A 14,729-nucleotide genomic window follows, 5' to 3' on the forward strand; every position below is an offset into this window, starting at 1 on the left:
TGTTGCGGAGAAAAAGCATGGCCGGGAATGACCGCGAGCCAATAGGACGCAAAGGGAAACCCACGCGTCCGGTGAAACAAAAGGTGAGTCGTCGCCAGCTCAGAGATGATGAGTACGACGATGATTATGATGATGACTATGAGGATGAAGAACCGATGCCGCGTAAAGGTAAAGGCAAAGGGCGTAAGCCTCGTGGTAAGCGCGGCTGGTTGTGGCTGCTGCTGAAAATTGCGATTGTTTTTGCGGTACTGCTCGCTATTTACGGCGTCTACCTGGATCAAAAAATCCGGAGCCGTATTGATGGCAAGGTCTGGCAGTTACCGGCAGCGGTGTATGGCCGGATGGTCAACCTCGAACCGGAAATGCCGGTCAGCAAAAACGAAATGGTGAAACTGCTGGAAGCTACGCAGTACCGGCAGGTCAGCAAGATGACGCGTCCTGGCGAGTTTACCGTTCAGGCCAACAGCATTGAGATGATCCGCCGTCCCTTTGACTTCCCGGACAGTAAAGAGGGGCAGGTGCGTGCGCGTCTGACGTTCGACAGCGGTCGTCTGGACACCATCGTTAATATGGATAATAACCGCCAGTTCGGTTTCTTCCGTCTCGATCCGCGTCTTATCACCATGCTCTCGTCGCCTAACGGCGAACAGCGGCTGTTCGTTCCGCGCAGTGGCTTCCCGGATCTGCTGGTCGACACGCTGCTGGCAACCGAAGACCGTCATTTCTATGAGCATGATGGGGTGAGTCTGTACTCCATTGGTCGTGCGGTGCTGGCGAACCTGACCGCCGGACGCACGGTGCAAGGGGCAAGTACCCTGACGCAACAGCTGGTGAAAAACCTGTTCCTCTCCAGCGAACGCTCCTACTGGCGTAAGGCCAACGAAGCCTACATGGCGCTGTTGATGGATGCGCGTTACAGCAAAGACCGGATCCTTGAACTGTATATGAACGAGGTGTACCTCGGTCAGAGCGGGGACAACGAAATTCGCGGTTTCCCGCTGGCGAGCCTCTATTACTTTGGCCGTCCGGTGGAAGAACTGAGCCTCGACCAGCAGGCGCTGCTGGTGGGGATGGTGAAAGGGGCGTCGATTTACAACCCGTGGCGGAACCCGAAACTGGCGCTTGAACGCCGTAACCTGGTGCTGCGTCTGTTGCAACAGCAGCAGGTCATCGACCAGGAACTGTATGACATGCTTAGCGCGCGTCCGTTGGGCGTGCAGCCGCGCGGTGGGGTGATTTCACCGCAGCCAGCGTTTATGCAGATGGTGCGTCAGGAGTTGCAGGCGAAGCTGGGCGATAAAGTGAAAGATCTTTCCGGTGTGAAGATTTTCACCACTTTCGACTCCGTGGCGCAGGATGCCGCAGAGAAAGCCGCCGTTGACGGGATACCGGAGCTGAAAAAACAGCGCAAGCTGAGCGATCTGGAAACCGCGATTGTGGTTGTTGACCGCTTTAGTGGCGAAGTGCGTGCGATGGTGGGTGGCGCAGAGCCGCAATTTGCGGGCTATAACCGCGCGATGCAGGCGCGTCGTTCGATTGGTTCTCTGGCAAAACCGGCGACCTATCTGACCGCGCTTAGCCAGCCGAAAATCTATCGCCTGAACACCTGGATTGCGGATGCGCCGATTGCGCTGCGCCAGCCAAACGGCCAGGTGTGGTCGCCGCAGAACGATGACCGTCGCTACAGCGAAAGCGGAAAAGTCATGTTAGTGGATGCGTTGACGCGCTCCATGAACGTACCGACGGTCAATCTGGGGATGGCGCTCGGCTTACCAGCCGTCACCGATACCTGGCTGAAACTGGGGGTGCCGAAAGATCAACTGAATCCAGTTCCCGCCATGCTGCTCGGGGCGCTGAACCTGACGCCAATCGAAGTGGCGCAGGCGTTCCAGACGATCGCCAGCGGCGGTAACCGTGCGCCGCTTTCCGCATTGCGTTCAGTGATTGCGGAAGATGGCTCCGTCTTGTACCAGAGCTTCCCGCAGGCGGAGCGTGCGGTACCGGCTCAGGCGGCCTATATGACGCTGTGGACGATGCAGCAGGTTGTGCAGCGCGGTACTGGCCGTCAACTTGGCGCGAAGTATCCGAATCTGAATCTGGCGGGTAAAACCGGGACCACGAACAACAACGTCGATACCTGGTTTGCCGGTATCGATGGCAGTCAGGTGACCATCACCTGGGTGGGTCGCGATAACAACCAGCCGACGAAGCTGTATGGTGCGAGCGGGGCGATGTCGATTTATCAGCGTTATCTGGCTAACCAGACGCCAACGCCGCTGACGCTAACGCCGCCGGAAGATATTGCGCAGATGGGCGTCGACTATGACGGCAACTTTGTTTGCAGCGGCGGTATGCGCACATTGCCGGTCTGGACTTCAGACCCGGATTCACTCTGCCAGCAAGGGCAAATGATGCAGCAGCCGACCGGAAATCCGTTTGACCAGTCTTCTCAACAACCGCAGCAGCAGCAACAGCAGCCGCCGAAGGAAGAGAAGAAAGAGAGCGACGGGGTTGCTGGCTGGATTAAAGACATGTTTGGCGGTAACTAACAGCCGTGCCGGATGGCGCTTCGCTTATCCGGCCTACAGGACTCATGCAGATATTGGGTTGGTAGGCTGGATAAGGCGTTTTCGCCGCCATCCGGCGATTCCCCCCAAAAACATTTCACACCACTTTATTAACCCTTTCTTTTCATCTGGATAATTCTTAACCCCTTAGTTTTGGTGGGGATGCGTATTGCTTGCTATCGCGCCAGCGTTTCGAATATTATGCTGCCGTCATAATAATAATTCTCGTTTACGTTATCATTCACTTTCCATCAGAGATATACCAATGGCGCGTCAAAAAACTGCTCAGCCAAAACACTCGTTGCGTAAACTCGCCGTCGTCGTAGCCACAGCGGTTAGCGGCATGTCTGTCTACGCACAGGCTGCGGTTGAACCGAAAAAAGAAGATACGATTACCGTAACCGCTGCACCAGCGCCACAGGAAAGTGCGTGGGGCCCGGCAGCGACCATCGCGGCACGTCAGTCAGCGACTGCGACCAAAACGGATACCCCTATTCAAAAGGTTCCCCAGTCTATTTCTGTTGTCACCGCCGAAGAGATGGCGCTGCACCAGCCTAAGTCGGTGAAAGAAGCGCTCAGCTATACGCCTGGTGTGGCGGTCGGCACGCGTGGTGCGTCTAATACCTATGATTACCTGATCATTCGCGGTTTTGCAGCAGACGGCCAGAGTCAGAATAACTACCTGAACGGTCTGAAGATGCAGGGCAACTTCTATAACGATGCGGTGATCGACCCTTACATGCTGGAGCGCGCGGAAGTCATGCGTGGTCCGGTGTCTGTGCTTTACGGTAAGAGCAACCCCGGCGGCCTGTTGAATATGGTCAGCAAGCGCCCGACCACGGAACCGCTGAAAGAAGTTCAGTTCAAAATGGGCACTGACAGCCTGTTCCAGACCGGCTTTGATTTCAGCGATGCGCTGGATGATGACGGTGTTTATTCTTATCGCTTAACCGGCCTGGCGCGTTCAGCGAATGCGCAGCAGCAGGGCGCGGAAGAACAGCGTTACGCCATCGCCCCTTCTTTTAGCTGGCGTCCGGATGACAAAACGAACTTCACGTTCCTCTCCTATTTCCAGAACGAACCGGAGACCGGTTACTACGGCTGGCTGCCGAAAGAAGGAACCGTCAGCACGCTGCCAAACGGGAAGCGTTTGCCGACCGACTTCAACGAAGGCGCGGACAACAATACCTACTCACGTAATGAGAAGATGGTCGGTTACAGTTTCGACCACGAATTCAACGACACTTTCACCGTGCGTCAGAACCTGCGTTATGCGGAAAACAAGGTTTCGCAGAACAGCGTCTACGGTTACGGTATGTGCTCCGATCCGCTCTATTCGGGCAATCCGGGCACCAGCCCTTGCGCTGGCATTCCGCAGTCTGATTGGAACCACACGCTGACCCGTCAGTACGTCATTGATAACGAAAAATTGCAGAACTTCTCTGTCGACACGCAGCTACAAAGCAAATTCGCGACCAGCGCAGTCGATCACACCCTGCTGACCGGCGTTGACTTTATGCGTATGCGTAACGATATCGATTCCTGGTTTGGTTATGCGGGCTCTGTTGCGCCGTCTGACATCTACAACCTTGACCGCAGCGACTTTGATTTTGGCTCACGCCCTGGACCGTCAGGGGCTTATCAGGTGCTGAACAAACAGAAGCAAACAGGTCTGTATGTGCAGGATCAGATGCAATGGGACAAGGTGCTGGTGACGCTGGGCGGGCGTTACGACTGGGCGCAACAGGATTCGCTGAACCGCGTTTCAGACATTCAGGATTCGCGTGATGATAACGAGTTCACCTGGCGTGGCGGTGTCAACTATCTGTTCGATAACGGCGTAACACCGTATTTCAGCTACAGCGAATCGTTTGAACCGGCTTCGCAAACGGGCGCCAGCGGGAATATTTTCGCGCCGTCGAAAGGCAAACAGTACGAAGCGGGCGTGAAATATGTCCCGAACGATCGTCCAGTTGTCATCACTGGCGCGGTCTATCAGTTGACCAAAACCAACAACCTGATGGCGGATCCTAACGGTTCGTTCTTCTCGGTTGAAGGCGGTGAGATTCGTTCACGCGGCGTGGAAGTGGAAGCGAAAGCGGCGCTGTCTGCCAGCGTAAACGTGGTCGGTTCCTACACCTATACGGATGCGGAATACACCACCGACACCAACTACAAAGGCAACACCCCGGCGCAGGTGCCAAAACATATGGCGTCACTGTGGGGGGATTACACGATGTTTGACGGCCCGCTCTCCGGCCTGACCCTGGGAACCGGCGTTCGCTATACCAGTTCCAGCTATGGCGATCCGGCGAACTCCTTTAAAGTCGGTAGTTACACCCTGGTGGATGCGCTGGTTCGCTACGATCTGGCGCGTCTGGGCATGGCGGGCTCCAACGTTGCGCTGCATGTGAACAACCTGTTTGACCGTGAATATGTCGCCAGTTGCTTTAACACCTATGGCTGCTTCTGGGGCGCGGAACGTCAGGTCGTTGCAACTGCAACCTTCCGTTTCTAATTTCTCTTTGGGCACGCTTTGCGTGCCCGTTTTACAAGTTGGCCGCTATGCAGGAACAGACCTCTCATCCCGATACCACGTTTGCACTGCGTGATGTCTCCTTTCGTGTGCCCGGTCGCACGCTTTTGCATCCTCTGTCGTTAACCTTTCCGGTCGGTAAAGTGACAGGTCTTATTGGTCACAACGGTTCGGGTAAATCCACGTTGCTAAAAATGTTGGGTCGCCATCAGCCGCCGTCAGAAGGGGAGATCCTGCTGGACTCACAGCCGCTGGATACATGGAGCAGCAAAGCCTTTGCCCGTAAAGTGGCCTATTTGCCGCAACAGTTGCCGCCGGCGGAAGGGATGACCGTACGCGAACTGGTGGCGATTGGTCGCTATCCGTGGCACGGGGCGTTGGGACGTTTTGGCGTAGCGGACAGAGAAAAAGTGGAAGAGGCCATTGCGCTGGTCGGGCTAAAGCCGCTGGCGCATCGTCTGGTTGACAGTCTCTCCGGCGGTGAACGTCAGCGTGCGTGGATTGCGATGCTGGTAGCCCAGGACAGCCGCTGTCTGCTGTTAGATGAGCCGACGTCGGCGCTGGATATCGCCCATCAGGTGGATGTCCTGGCGTTGATTCATCGCCTCAGCCAGGAGCGTGGCCTGACGGTGATCGCCGTGCTGCATGATATCAACATGGCTGCCCGCTACTGTGACTATCTGGTCGCGCTGCGCGGCGGTGAAATGATTGCCCAGGGCACGCCCGCAGCGCTTATGCGCAGCGAAACCCTGGAGCTGATTTATGGTATTCCGATGGGGATCCTGCCGCATCCGGCGGGGTCCGCTCCCGTGAGTTTTGTCTATTAATGAGCGGATTACACCACCTGACACGTCGCCGGTTATTAACGGCGATGGCTCTCTCGCCGCTGCTCTGGCAGATGAAACCCGCGCGCGCGGCTGTCGATCCGCAGCGTATCGTGGCGCTGGAATGGCTGCCGGTGGAACTGCTGCTGGCGCTTGGCGTGACGCCTTATGGCGTCGCGGACATTCCTAACTACCGCTTGTGGGTGAACGAACCCTCGCTGCCTGCGTCGGTGATTGATGTCGGGCTCCGTACCGAACCCAATCTTGAACTGCTGACCGAGATGAAACCCTCGTACATGTTCTGGTCGGCGGGATACGGTCCATCCCCTGAAACGCTTGCGCGCATTGCGCCGGGGTGCGGATTCAACTTTAGCGACGGCAAAAAGCCGTTAGCGGTCGCCCGCCAGTCGTTGATCGAGATGGCGCAGATATTGGATCTGACACCGGCAGCCGGGCGGCATTTGGCGCAATACGATCAGTTTATTGCCAGCCGGAAGCCTCGCTTTGTCCAGCGCGGCGATCGCCCGCTGCTATTGCTCTCCCTGCTTGATCCTCGCCATATGCTGGTTTTTGGTTCGAACTGCCTGTTTCAGGAGGTGCTGGACGAGTACGGTATTCACAATGCCTGGCAGGGTGAAACCAACTTCTGGGGCAGTACGGTGGTGGGAATCGATCGTCTGGCCGCTTACAAAGATGCCGATGTGCTCTGTTTTGATCATGGTAATAATAAAGAGATGGCCGCGCTGATGGCGACACCGCTCTGGCAGGCGATGCCGTTCGTGCGCGAGGGCCGTTTTCAGCGCGTTCCGGCGGTGTGGTTTTACGGCGCGACGTTATCGGCCATGAATTTTGTGCGCATTCTGGATAATGCGTTGGGAGGCAAAGCGTGACTCAACGTATTGCCCGCTTCCCGGCGTCACTGCTGGTGTTGCTGTTGATTATCGCCGCTGGCCTGACCTGGATGAACTTTTCCCTTGCGCTGTCGCGTAACCAATGGTCACAGGCTACGTGGTCCCCCGATATCGACGTCATCGAACAGATGGTTTTTCATTACAGTCTTCTTCCTCGTCTGGTGATTTCGCTGCTGGTTGGGGCCGGGCTGGGTCTGGTCGGCGTGCTGTTTCAGCAGGTATTGCGTAACCCGCTGGCGGAACCGACCACGCTGGGCGTGGCGACCGGGGCGCAATTAGGGATGACGGTCACGACGCTATGGGCGGTTCCTGGCGTACTGGCAGGGCAGTTTGCCGCTCTTGCCGGAGCCTGTATTGTCGGTGCGCTGGTGTTTGGCGTTGCGTGGGGAAAGCGTCTTTCACCGGTCACGCTGATCCTCGCCGGTCTGGTGGTGAGCCTCTATTGCGGGGCCATCAATCAGCTACTGGTTATCTTTCATCACGATCAGTTGCAAAGCATGTTCTTGTGGAGCACCGGGACGCTGACGCAAACCGACTGGAGCGGCGTACAACGTCTGTGGCCGCAACTGTTGGGCGGCGTGATGCTCACCTTGCTCCTGCTGCGCCCGCTGACCCTGATGGGGCTGGATGATGGCGTGGCGCGCAACTTAGGGCTGGCATTATCTTTGGCGCGGCTGGCGGCGCTGACGCTGGCGATTGTGCTGAGCGCGCTGATGGTGAACGTGGTAGGCATTATCGGTTTCATTGGGCTTTTCGCGCCGCTGCTGGCGAAAATGCTCGGCGCCCGCCGGTTGTTGGCGCGGCTGATGCTGGCGCCGCTGATTGGGGCGCTCATCCTCTGGCTTTCCGATCAGGTCATTCTCTGGTTGAGCCGGGTGTGGATGGAAGTGTCCACCGGTTCGGTAACGGCGTTGATCGGCGCGCCGCTTCTGCTGTGGTTGTTACCGCGTTTACGGAGCATGAGCGCGCCCGATATGAACGTCAGCGATCGTGTGGCGACAGAGCGCCGGCATGTGCTGAGTTATGCCCTGTTGGGCGGCGTGCTTTTGCTTGTCGGTATCGGCGTTGCGCTGTCGTTTGGACGTGACGCGCAGGGCTGGAACTGGGCCAGTGGAGTACAACTGGAAGAATTGTTGCCCTGGCGCTGGCCTCGCATCCTGACAGCCATGATTGCCGGGGTGATGCTGGCGGTTTCGGGCTGTATTATTCAGCGTCTGTCCGGCAACCCAATGGCGAGTCCCGAAGTGCTGGGGATCAGTTCCGGTGCGGCGTTTGGCGTTGTGCTGATGCTGTTTCTGGTGCCGGGAAATGCGTTTGGCTGGCTGCTGCCTGCCGGAAGCCTCGGCGCCGCCGCTACGCTGTTAATCATTCTGATCGCCGCCGGGCGTGGGGGATTTTCCCCCCATCGCATGCTGCTTGCCGGGATGGCGCTCAGCACGGCGTTCACTATGTTGCTGATGATGTTGCAGGCCAGTGGCGATCCGCGTATGGCTGGGGTGCTGACCTGGATCTCCGGTTCAACCTACAATGCCACGCCTGAGCAGGTGTGGCGTACCGGGATTGTGATGGTGATTCTGCTGTCGATCACGCCGTTGTGCCGTCGCTGGCTGACGATTTTGCCGCTGGGCGGAGAGACCGCACGCGCAATCGGCATGGCGCTAACGCCGTCGCGGGTTGGCCTGCTGTTGCTGGCAGCCAGCCTCACCGCCGCCGCCACAATGACCATTGGGCCGCTGAGTTTCGTGGGGCTGATGGCGCCGCATATCGCGCGGATGCTAGGTTTTCGTCGAACGATGCCGCATATTGTGATGTCGGCGCTGGCGGGGGGATTATTACTGATTTTTGCCGACTGGTGCGGACGGATGCTGCTGTTCCCGTATCAAATTCCGGCGGGGATCCTCTCGACGTTTATCGGCGCGCCGTACTTTATTTATCTGCTGCGCAAGCAGAGTCGTTGATTCGGTTGTTTTTTGTGTAGGCCGGATAAGACGCTTCACGTCGCTATCCGGCAATAAAAAAGCCGGGTGGCGGCTTCGCCTTACCCGGCCTACGGTTTAAAACGTACTCGGTTACAGCTTCGCAAACACCCGACGTGCGGCGTCGATGGTGTTATTGATATCTTCCATGCTGTGCGCCACGGACATAAAGCCCGCTTCAAACGCGGAGGGTGCAAGATAGACGCCTTCATCCAGCATCATATGGAAGAAGCGCTTAAAGCGTTCCACGTCGCAGGCCATCACGTCCTGGTAACAGGTCACCGTTTTCGCATCGGTGAAGAAGATACCGAACATGCCGCCAACATTGTTAACAACCAGCGGAATAGTCGCTTCCTGTGCCGCTTCCAGCAAACCTTCCGCCAGACGTGTTGTCAGTTCATTCAGCGTTTCGTGGATACCTGGCTGCGCGACCTCGGTCAGACAGGCAAAACCGGCCGCCATTGCAATCGGGTTGCCGGACAGGGTTCCTGCCTGATAGACCGGACCGGTTGGTGCCAGCGCGTCCATAACGTCACGACGACCGCCGAATGCGCCGACAGGCATACCGCCGCCGATGATTTTACCCAGGCAGGTCAGGTCAGGCACCACACCGTAGTAGTCTTGCGCGCCCGCCAGCGCCACACGAAAACCGGTCATCACTTCATCAATAATCAGCAAGGCACCGAATTCATCGCACAGCGCGCGCAGGCCTGGCAGGAATTCCGGCAACGGCGGGATGCAGTTCATGTTGCCCGCCACCGGCTCAACGATGATACAGGCGATCTCCTGTGGGAACTGTTCGAACGCCGCACGCACAGAGTTGAGATCGTTATAGGTGCAGGTCAGGGTGTGTTTTGCGAAATCAGCAGGAACGCCCGGAGAGTTTGGCTGGCCCAGCGTTAACGCGCCGGAACCCGCTTTCACTAACAGGCAGTCCGCATGACCGTGGTAGCACCCTTCAAACTTGATGATCTTATCGCGTCCGGTGAAGCCGCGCGCCAGACGAATGGCGCTCATCGTCGCTTCCGTACCGGAGTTCACCATTCGCACCATATCCATGGTTGGCACCAGTTCGGTGACCAGTTCCGCCATTTTGACTTCCATCTCGGTTGGCGCACCGAAGCTCAGGCCTCGTTCGGCGGCTTCGATTACCGCGTTACGGATTGCCGGATGATTGTGACCCAGTACCATTGGACCCCAGGAGCCGACATAATCGATATAGGCTTTGCCATCGACATCATACAAAAAGGCGCCGTCTGCTTTTTCGATGAACAGTGGCGTCCCTCCTACACCGGTAAAGGCGCGAACAGGAGAGTTAACGCCGCCGGGGATGAGCTCGCGTGCCGCGCTGTAGAGGTTTTCGGACTTACTCATGGATGGGTTCCTGGTTCGTAGAAAAAGAGAATGCCCGCTATTCTAGTTATTCAGCGAAGGTTATGAAAGTTTTGCGCATTTGAAACATGACGATTTGCAGGGGATTTTCGGGGAGGAGGCGAGTACAATGCCGCTTCTGCATTTGTATTACCAATTAATGATCATCTGATGAACACAGAAACGCCCTCTTTTGAAGCACAGCAAATTGTGCGCTTACGGCGCAGGGATCAAATTCGTCGGCTGCTGGAGCGTGACAAAACGCCGCTGGCGATCTTATTCATGGCGGCAGTGGTAGGAACGCTCACCGGTCTGGCGGGCGTGGCGTTCGAAAAAGCGGTGAGTTGGGTACAGAACCAGCGCATAGGCGCACTGGTAAATGTGGCTGACCATCCGCTTTTGCTCTGGCCGCTGGCGTTTATTCTCTCTGCATTACTGGCGATGGTCGGCTATTTTCTGGTGCGCAAATTTGCGCCGGAGGCGGGCGGGTCGGGAATACCGGAGATTGAAGGCGCGCTGGAAGAGCTGCGTCCCGTTCGCTGGTGGCGCGTGTTACCGGTTAAGTTCATCGGCGGGATGGGCACGCTGGGGGCGGGGATGGTGTTAGGTCGCGAAGGCCCGACGGTGCAAATTGGCGGCAATATTGGCCGCATGGTGCTGGATATCTTCCGAATGCGCAGCGCCGAAGCACGGCACACCCTGCTGGCGACCGGCGCGGCGGCAGGGCTTTCCGCCGCCTTTAATGCACCGCTGGCAGGCATACTGTTCATTCTCGAAGAGATGCGTCCGCAGTTTCGCTATAACCTCATTTCCATCAAAGCCGTTTTTACCGGCGTGATTATGTCGAGTATTGTGTTTCGCATCTGCAACGGTGAGTCGCCGATCATTGAGGTGGGAAAACTCTCTAATGCGCCATTGAATACACTGTGGCTCTATCTGATCCTCGGCATGATTTTTGGCTGCGTGGGGCCGTTTTTCAATAAGCTGGTGCTGGGTACTCAGGATATGTTCCAGCGTTTTCACCACGGTAATATCACCAAATGGGTGCTGATGGGCGGGGCGATTGGCGGACTGTGCGGCATTCTGGGACTGATTGAACCAGCGGCGGCGGGCGGAGGCTTTAACCTGATTCCGATTGCCGCTGCAGGCAACTTTAGTGTGGGGCTGCTGTTATTTATCTTTATCGCGCGAGTGATCACCACGCTGCTCTGTTTCTCTTCCGGTGCGCCGGGGGGGATTTTCGCCCCGATGCTGGCGCTGGGAACACTGCTGGGTACCGCATTTGGTATGGCGGCGACCGCCTGCTTTCCGCATTATCAGCTTGAAGCCGGGACGTTTGCTATTGCCGGAATGGGGGCGCTGTTAGCTGCCTCTGTGCGTGCGCCGTTAACCGGCATTTTGTTGGTGCTGGAAATGACCGATAACTATCAGCTCATTTTGCCAATGATCATTACCTGTCTTGGCGCAACACTATTAGCCCAGTTCCTTGGCGGCAAACCGCTATACTCCACGATTCTTGCGCGTACGCTGGCGAAACAGGAAGCGGAGCAGGCGGCAAAAAGTCAGGCGACGACCGCGGGCGAGAATACTTGAATGAAATACCAGGGTATTAGATAATGACACGAGTATTGGGTCAGAATTTGCCCAATTGCCGATGTCGTTTGGAGCAAAAATATGAGTGATGACGTAGCGCTGCCACTGCAATTTACTGACGCAGCAGCCAATAAAGTAAAAAGCCTGATCGCAGACGAAGAAAATCCGAACCTGAAACTGCGTGTCTATATCACCGGTGGCGGTTGCAGCGGTTTCCAGTATGGTTTTACCTTTGATGATCAGGTCAACGAAGGCGATATGACCATTGAGAAACAGGGCGTTGGCCTGGTGGTTGACCCAATGAGCCTTCAGTATCTGGTCGGTGGTTCTGTTGACTACACCGAAGGCCTGGAAGGTTCTCGCTTCGTAGTCACTAACCCGAATGCGAAAAGCACCTGCGGGTGTGGTTCCTCTTTCAGCATCTGAGTGCTGTCTGTCATGCCGGATGGCGGCATAAATGCCTTATCCGGCCTACGGCGTTATTCTGTTGTAGGCCCGATAAGCGTAGCGCCATCGGGCAAAATCACGTCACCGGTCATTCTCTTCTTTCAGCATCTGAGTGCTGTCTGTCATGCCGGATGGCGGCATAAATGCCTTATCCGGCCTACGGCGTTGTTCTGTTGTAGGCCCGATAAGCGTAGCGCCATCGGGCAAAATCACGTCACCGGTCATTCTCTTCTTTCAGCATCGGAGTGCTGTCTGTCATGCCGGATGGCGACATAAATGCCTTATCCGGCCTACGGCGTTATTCTGTTGTAGGCCCGATAAGTGCAGCGCCATCGGGCAAAATCACCTCAATGACCATTCTCATCCAACGCAAACGTCGGTAGCTTGAGATGCCAGCGGATCGCCGCAAGGCGTATCACCAGCGTTACTATCATTCCCATCATACTGGCGGCTTCTAACGGCATTGCGAAGGTGTAATGCGCGGTGGCGTGAACGATCCCGCCGATAATACAGGCCGTCGCATAGATTTCTGTTCGCAGGATCATCGGGATTTCACGCGCCAGTACATCGCGGATAATACCGCCGCCCACACCGGTGATGACGCCCATACAGATGGCGACCAGCGGCCCGGTTCCGGCAATAAACGCTTTGTTCACGCCAATGCCGACAAAGACCGCCAGGCCGACAGCGTCCAGCACGGGCAACATCCATTTGGGCAAACGTCGTGGCTGGCGAACCAGCAGGATCGTCAACATGCTGGTGATCATCGCCACCACCAGATCGGTAGGATCTTTTACCCAGAAAACAGGGCCGTTATCGAGCGCCATATCACGGATCGTCCCGCCGCCCACGGCAGTAACAATGCCGAGCACCAGCACGCCAAACGGGTCCATGCGAAGTTTTCCAGCCAGCAACACGCCAGAGATGGCAAATACCGCTGTACCTACAATATCCAGCCAATAGACGAGCATTCTAAAATCCTCACAACAAACCGGGTGGGGCGGATGCTAATTCACCTGTGAAAGCGCATAACAGAGTTGTTTTGCGGCGAGGATAATACGCGGGCTGGCGCGTTCAAACCAGTCACTGTTGAGCGGAATAACCGGAATTTTTAGCTGATTACCCCAGAATTGTTGAATTTTGAGAGTTTCATCCGAACCTCCGGCGATGACAATAGCCTGCGGCGCGCGTGCCAGGACCTGTTCACGACTCACCTGCGGCCAGGGGACCCGACTGGCGGCAAAGATGTTCTCTCCACCGCACAGCTCAAGAACTTCGTTTTGAATTGACCCTTTTCCGCTGGTAAACGGAGGATTGGTGCCAAACTGCAAAAAAACACGTTTTTTCGGTTTGCCCGCATATTGCGATTTTAGCTGTGAAAAGTCGTCCAGCAGGGTTTGCGCGGCGCGTTGCGCGGTTTCTGGCTGTGGACTCCAGGCGGCCAGTTTCTGCAACGTTTCGGCGATTTGTTCAATGGTTACCGCATCGACCCACATCACCTCAATTCCTAATGATGTGAGTTGGTTAACCTGCCGTTCCGCGTTTCCACCGCGCCAGGCGAGCACCAGATCTGGCTTTAGCGCCACAATCCGTTCCAGATTCATGCCTTGCCAGGTGGAAACCTGTTCAATGTTCTGCGCTTGCGGGGGGTAATCTGAATAACTGCTGACGCCAACGGGGGTGATCCCGGCGGCAAAGGCAAGTTCTGTATTGGCAGGCGAAAGGGAAATGACGCGTGGTGCGGCATACAGCCACACCGGGAGGATGGTCAACAGGGCGACAAGCGCCCTGGAAAAAACATTAACCATGCGCCAGTTTCTGTACCAGTGTTTCCACCATCAGCGTGGACTGTTTTGCGGCAACGGCCAGGAACTCGTCAAAACTCAGATGTGACTGCTGATCGGCGACGTCAGAGATCGCCCTGACCACCACAAACGGTACCTTGAAGTTATGACAAACGTGGGCAATCGCCGTGGCTTCCATTTCAACCGCAATAGCCTGTGGGAAGTTATGGCGGATTTTCGCCAGCCCCACGGAACCGTTAATGAAGGCGTCGCCGCTGACGATCAGCCCACGCACCGCGTTCAGATTCAGTTGCGCAATGCAGGATTCAGCTGCGGCAATCAGTTTGTCATCGGCTTTAAAACCAGCCGGGCAGCCCGGAAGCTGACCAAATTCGTAGCCAAATGCGGTGACGTCAGCGTCGTGGTAACGTACTTCATCAGAAACCACAATATCACCCACTTTCAGCGTCGACGCGAGGCCACCCGCTGAGCCAGTGTTAATAATGACGTCCGGTTTGCAGCGTTCAAGTAACAGCGTCGCGCCCAGCGCCGCCGCCACTTTACCAATACCGGATTTCAGCAGCGCAACATCGGTTCCGTTAAGTTGACCGGTGTAAATTTCGCAACCGCCCAGGGCGATTGTTTGACGGTTTTCGATTTTGTCACGCAGTAGCGTGACCTCTTCTTCCATTGCACCAATGATGCCGATTTTCATAGATT

At 56.3% G+C, this 14,729-nt stretch carries 12 protein-coding genes; 8 read left to right on the plus strand and 4 right to left on the minus strand.

All coding sequences use genetic code 11. The annotated features are described in order from the left end of the window. Window positions 1-17: 17 nt before the first annotated feature. From mrcB to fhuB, 5 genes are all read left to right on the plus strand, one after another. On the plus strand, window positions 18-2,549 hold the full coding sequence (gene mrcB, locus WB371_RS02595) for a bifunctional glycosyl transferase/transpeptidase (protein ID WP_336218558.1): 2,532 nt from the start codon (window positions 18-20) through the stop codon (window positions 2,547-2,549). A 283-nt stretch (window positions 2,550-2,832) separates the two neighbouring features. Further along, window positions 2,833-5,085, plus strand: a complete 2,253-nt coding sequence (gene fhuA, locus WB371_RS02600) for a ferrichrome porin FhuA (protein WP_336218559.1) — start codon at window positions 2,833-2,835, stop codon at window positions 5,083-5,085. Between the two features lie 47 nt (window positions 5,086-5,132). Beyond that, the gene (gene fhuC, locus WB371_RS02605; protein ID WP_336218560.1) at window positions 5,133-5,930 is read left to right on the plus strand and encodes a Fe3+-hydroxamate ABC transporter ATP-binding protein FhuC; all 798 of its coding nucleotides are present in this window, start codon (window positions 5,133-5,135) and stop codon (window positions 5,928-5,930) included. Continuing rightward, window positions 5,930-6,817 (plus strand): Fe(3+)-hydroxamate ABC transporter substrate-binding protein FhuD, encoded by an 888-nt coding sequence (gene fhuD / locus WB371_RS02610; RefSeq protein ID WP_336218561.1) that lies wholly within the window; start codon window positions 5,930-5,932, stop codon window positions 6,815-6,817. The genes fhuC and fhuD overlap by 1 nt, the downstream gene beginning before the upstream one ends. Then, a complete protein-coding gene (gene fhuB, locus WB371_RS02615) occupies window positions 6,814-8,796 on the plus strand; it encodes a Fe(3+)-hydroxamate ABC transporter permease FhuB (RefSeq protein WP_336218562.1) in 1,983 nt (660 codons plus the stop codon). The genes fhuD and fhuB overlap by 4 nt, the downstream gene beginning before the upstream one ends. Before the next feature lie 111 nt (window positions 8,797-8,907). Here fhuB and hemL read toward each other — a convergent pair whose 3' ends face one another. Continuing rightward, window positions 8,908-10,188, minus strand: coding sequence for a glutamate-1-semialdehyde 2,1-aminomutase (hemL, locus tag WB371_RS02620; protein WP_336218563.1), 1,281 nt, complete (start codon window positions 10,186-10,188; stop codon window positions 8,908-8,910). Between the two features lie 168 nt (window positions 10,189-10,356). On the opposite strand from hemL, the gene clcA reads away from it, so the two are divergent. The 3 genes from clcA to erpA are packed head-to-tail and all read left to right on the plus strand — an operon-like array spanning window position 10,357 to window position 12,204. After that, entirely contained in the window at window positions 10,357-11,778 is a 1,422-nt protein-coding gene (gene clcA / locus WB371_RS02625) for a H(+)/Cl(-) exchange transporter ClcA (protein WP_336218564.1), read from the plus strand. Window positions 11,779-11,812: 34 nt separating this feature from the next. After that, window positions 11,813-11,863 (plus strand): small protein YadW, encoded by a 51-nt coding sequence (gene yadW, locus WB371_RS23770; protein ID WP_350396263.1) that lies wholly within the window; start codon window positions 11,813-11,815, stop codon window positions 11,861-11,863. Further along, the gene (gene erpA, locus WB371_RS02630; protein WP_336218565.1) at window positions 11,860-12,204 is read left to right on the plus strand and encodes an iron-sulfur cluster insertion protein ErpA; all 345 of its coding nucleotides are present in this window, start codon (window positions 11,860-11,862) and stop codon (window positions 12,202-12,204) included. The genes yadW and erpA overlap by 4 nt, the downstream gene beginning before the upstream one ends. Window positions 12,205-12,572: 368 nt before the next feature. Here the strand turns inward: erpA and WB371_RS02635 are convergent, their stop codons facing one another. From WB371_RS02635 to mtnN, 3 genes are read right to left on the minus strand one after another with little or no spacing between them, the layout of a single operon-like run. After that, window positions 12,573-13,196: a TRIC cation channel family protein gene (locus WB371_RS02635; protein WP_336218566.1), complete on the minus strand. Its 624-nt coding sequence runs from the start codon at window positions 13,194-13,196 to the stop codon at window positions 12,573-12,575. 36 nt (window positions 13,197-13,232) lie between these two features. Further along, window positions 13,233-14,033 carry a vitamin B12 ABC transporter substrate-binding protein BtuF gene (btuF, locus tag WB371_RS02640; protein ID WP_336218567.1) on the minus strand — a complete coding sequence of 267 codons (801 nt, stop codon included), beginning with the start codon at window positions 14,031-14,033 and terminating at the stop codon, window positions 13,233-13,235. Then, window positions 14,026-14,724, minus strand: a complete 699-nt coding sequence (gene mtnN, locus WB371_RS02645; RefSeq protein ID WP_336218568.1) for a 5'-methylthioadenosine/S-adenosylhomocysteine nucleosidase — start codon at window positions 14,722-14,724, stop codon at window positions 14,026-14,028. Before mtnN ends, btuF begins: the two co-directional genes overlap by 8 nt. Between the last annotated feature and the right edge of the window lie 5 nt (window positions 14,725-14,729).

It is taken from the genome of Citrobacter amalonaticus (genome assembly GCF_037053465.1).
Lineage (GTDB): Bacteria > Pseudomonadota > Gammaproteobacteria > Enterobacterales > Enterobacteriaceae > Citrobacter_A > Citrobacter_A amalonaticus_H.

Excerpts from the sequence above, each read along its gene's own strand:
- mrcB (WP_336218558.1), top strand. The coding sequence starts at position 18 with ATGGCCGGGAATGACCGCGAGCCAATAGGACGCAAAGGGAAACCCACG.
- fhuA (WP_336218559.1), top strand. The coding sequence starts at position 2,833 with ATGGCGCGTCAAAAAACTGCTCAGCCAAAACACTCGTTGCGTAAACTC.
- fhuC (WP_336218560.1), top strand. The coding sequence starts at position 5,133 with ATGCAGGAACAGACCTCTCATCCCGATACCACGTTTGCACTGCGTGAT.
- fhuD (WP_336218561.1), top strand. The coding sequence starts at position 5,930 with ATGAGCGGATTACACCACCTGACACGTCGCCGGTTATTAACGGCGATG.
- hemL (WP_336218563.1), bottom strand. The coding sequence starts at position 10,188 with ATGAGTAAGTCCGAAAACCTCTACAGCGCGGCACGCGAGCTCATCCCC.
- clcA (WP_336218564.1), top strand. The coding sequence starts at position 10,357 with ATGAACACAGAAACGCCCTCTTTTGAAGCACAGCAAATTGTGCGCTTA.
- erpA (WP_336218565.1), top strand. The coding sequence starts at position 11,860 with ATGAGTGATGACGTAGCGCTGCCACTGCAATTTACTGACGCAGCAGCC.
- WB371_RS02635 (WP_336218566.1), bottom strand. The coding sequence starts at position 13,196 with ATGCTCGTCTATTGGCTGGATATTGTAGGTACAGCGGTATTTGCCATC.
- btuF (WP_336218567.1), bottom strand. The coding sequence starts at position 14,033 with ATGGTTAATGTTTTTTCCAGGGCGCTTGTCGCCCTGTTGACCATCCTC.
- mtnN (WP_336218568.1), bottom strand. The coding sequence starts at position 14,724 with ATGAAAATCGGCATCATTGGTGCAATGGAAGAAGAGGTCACGCTACTG.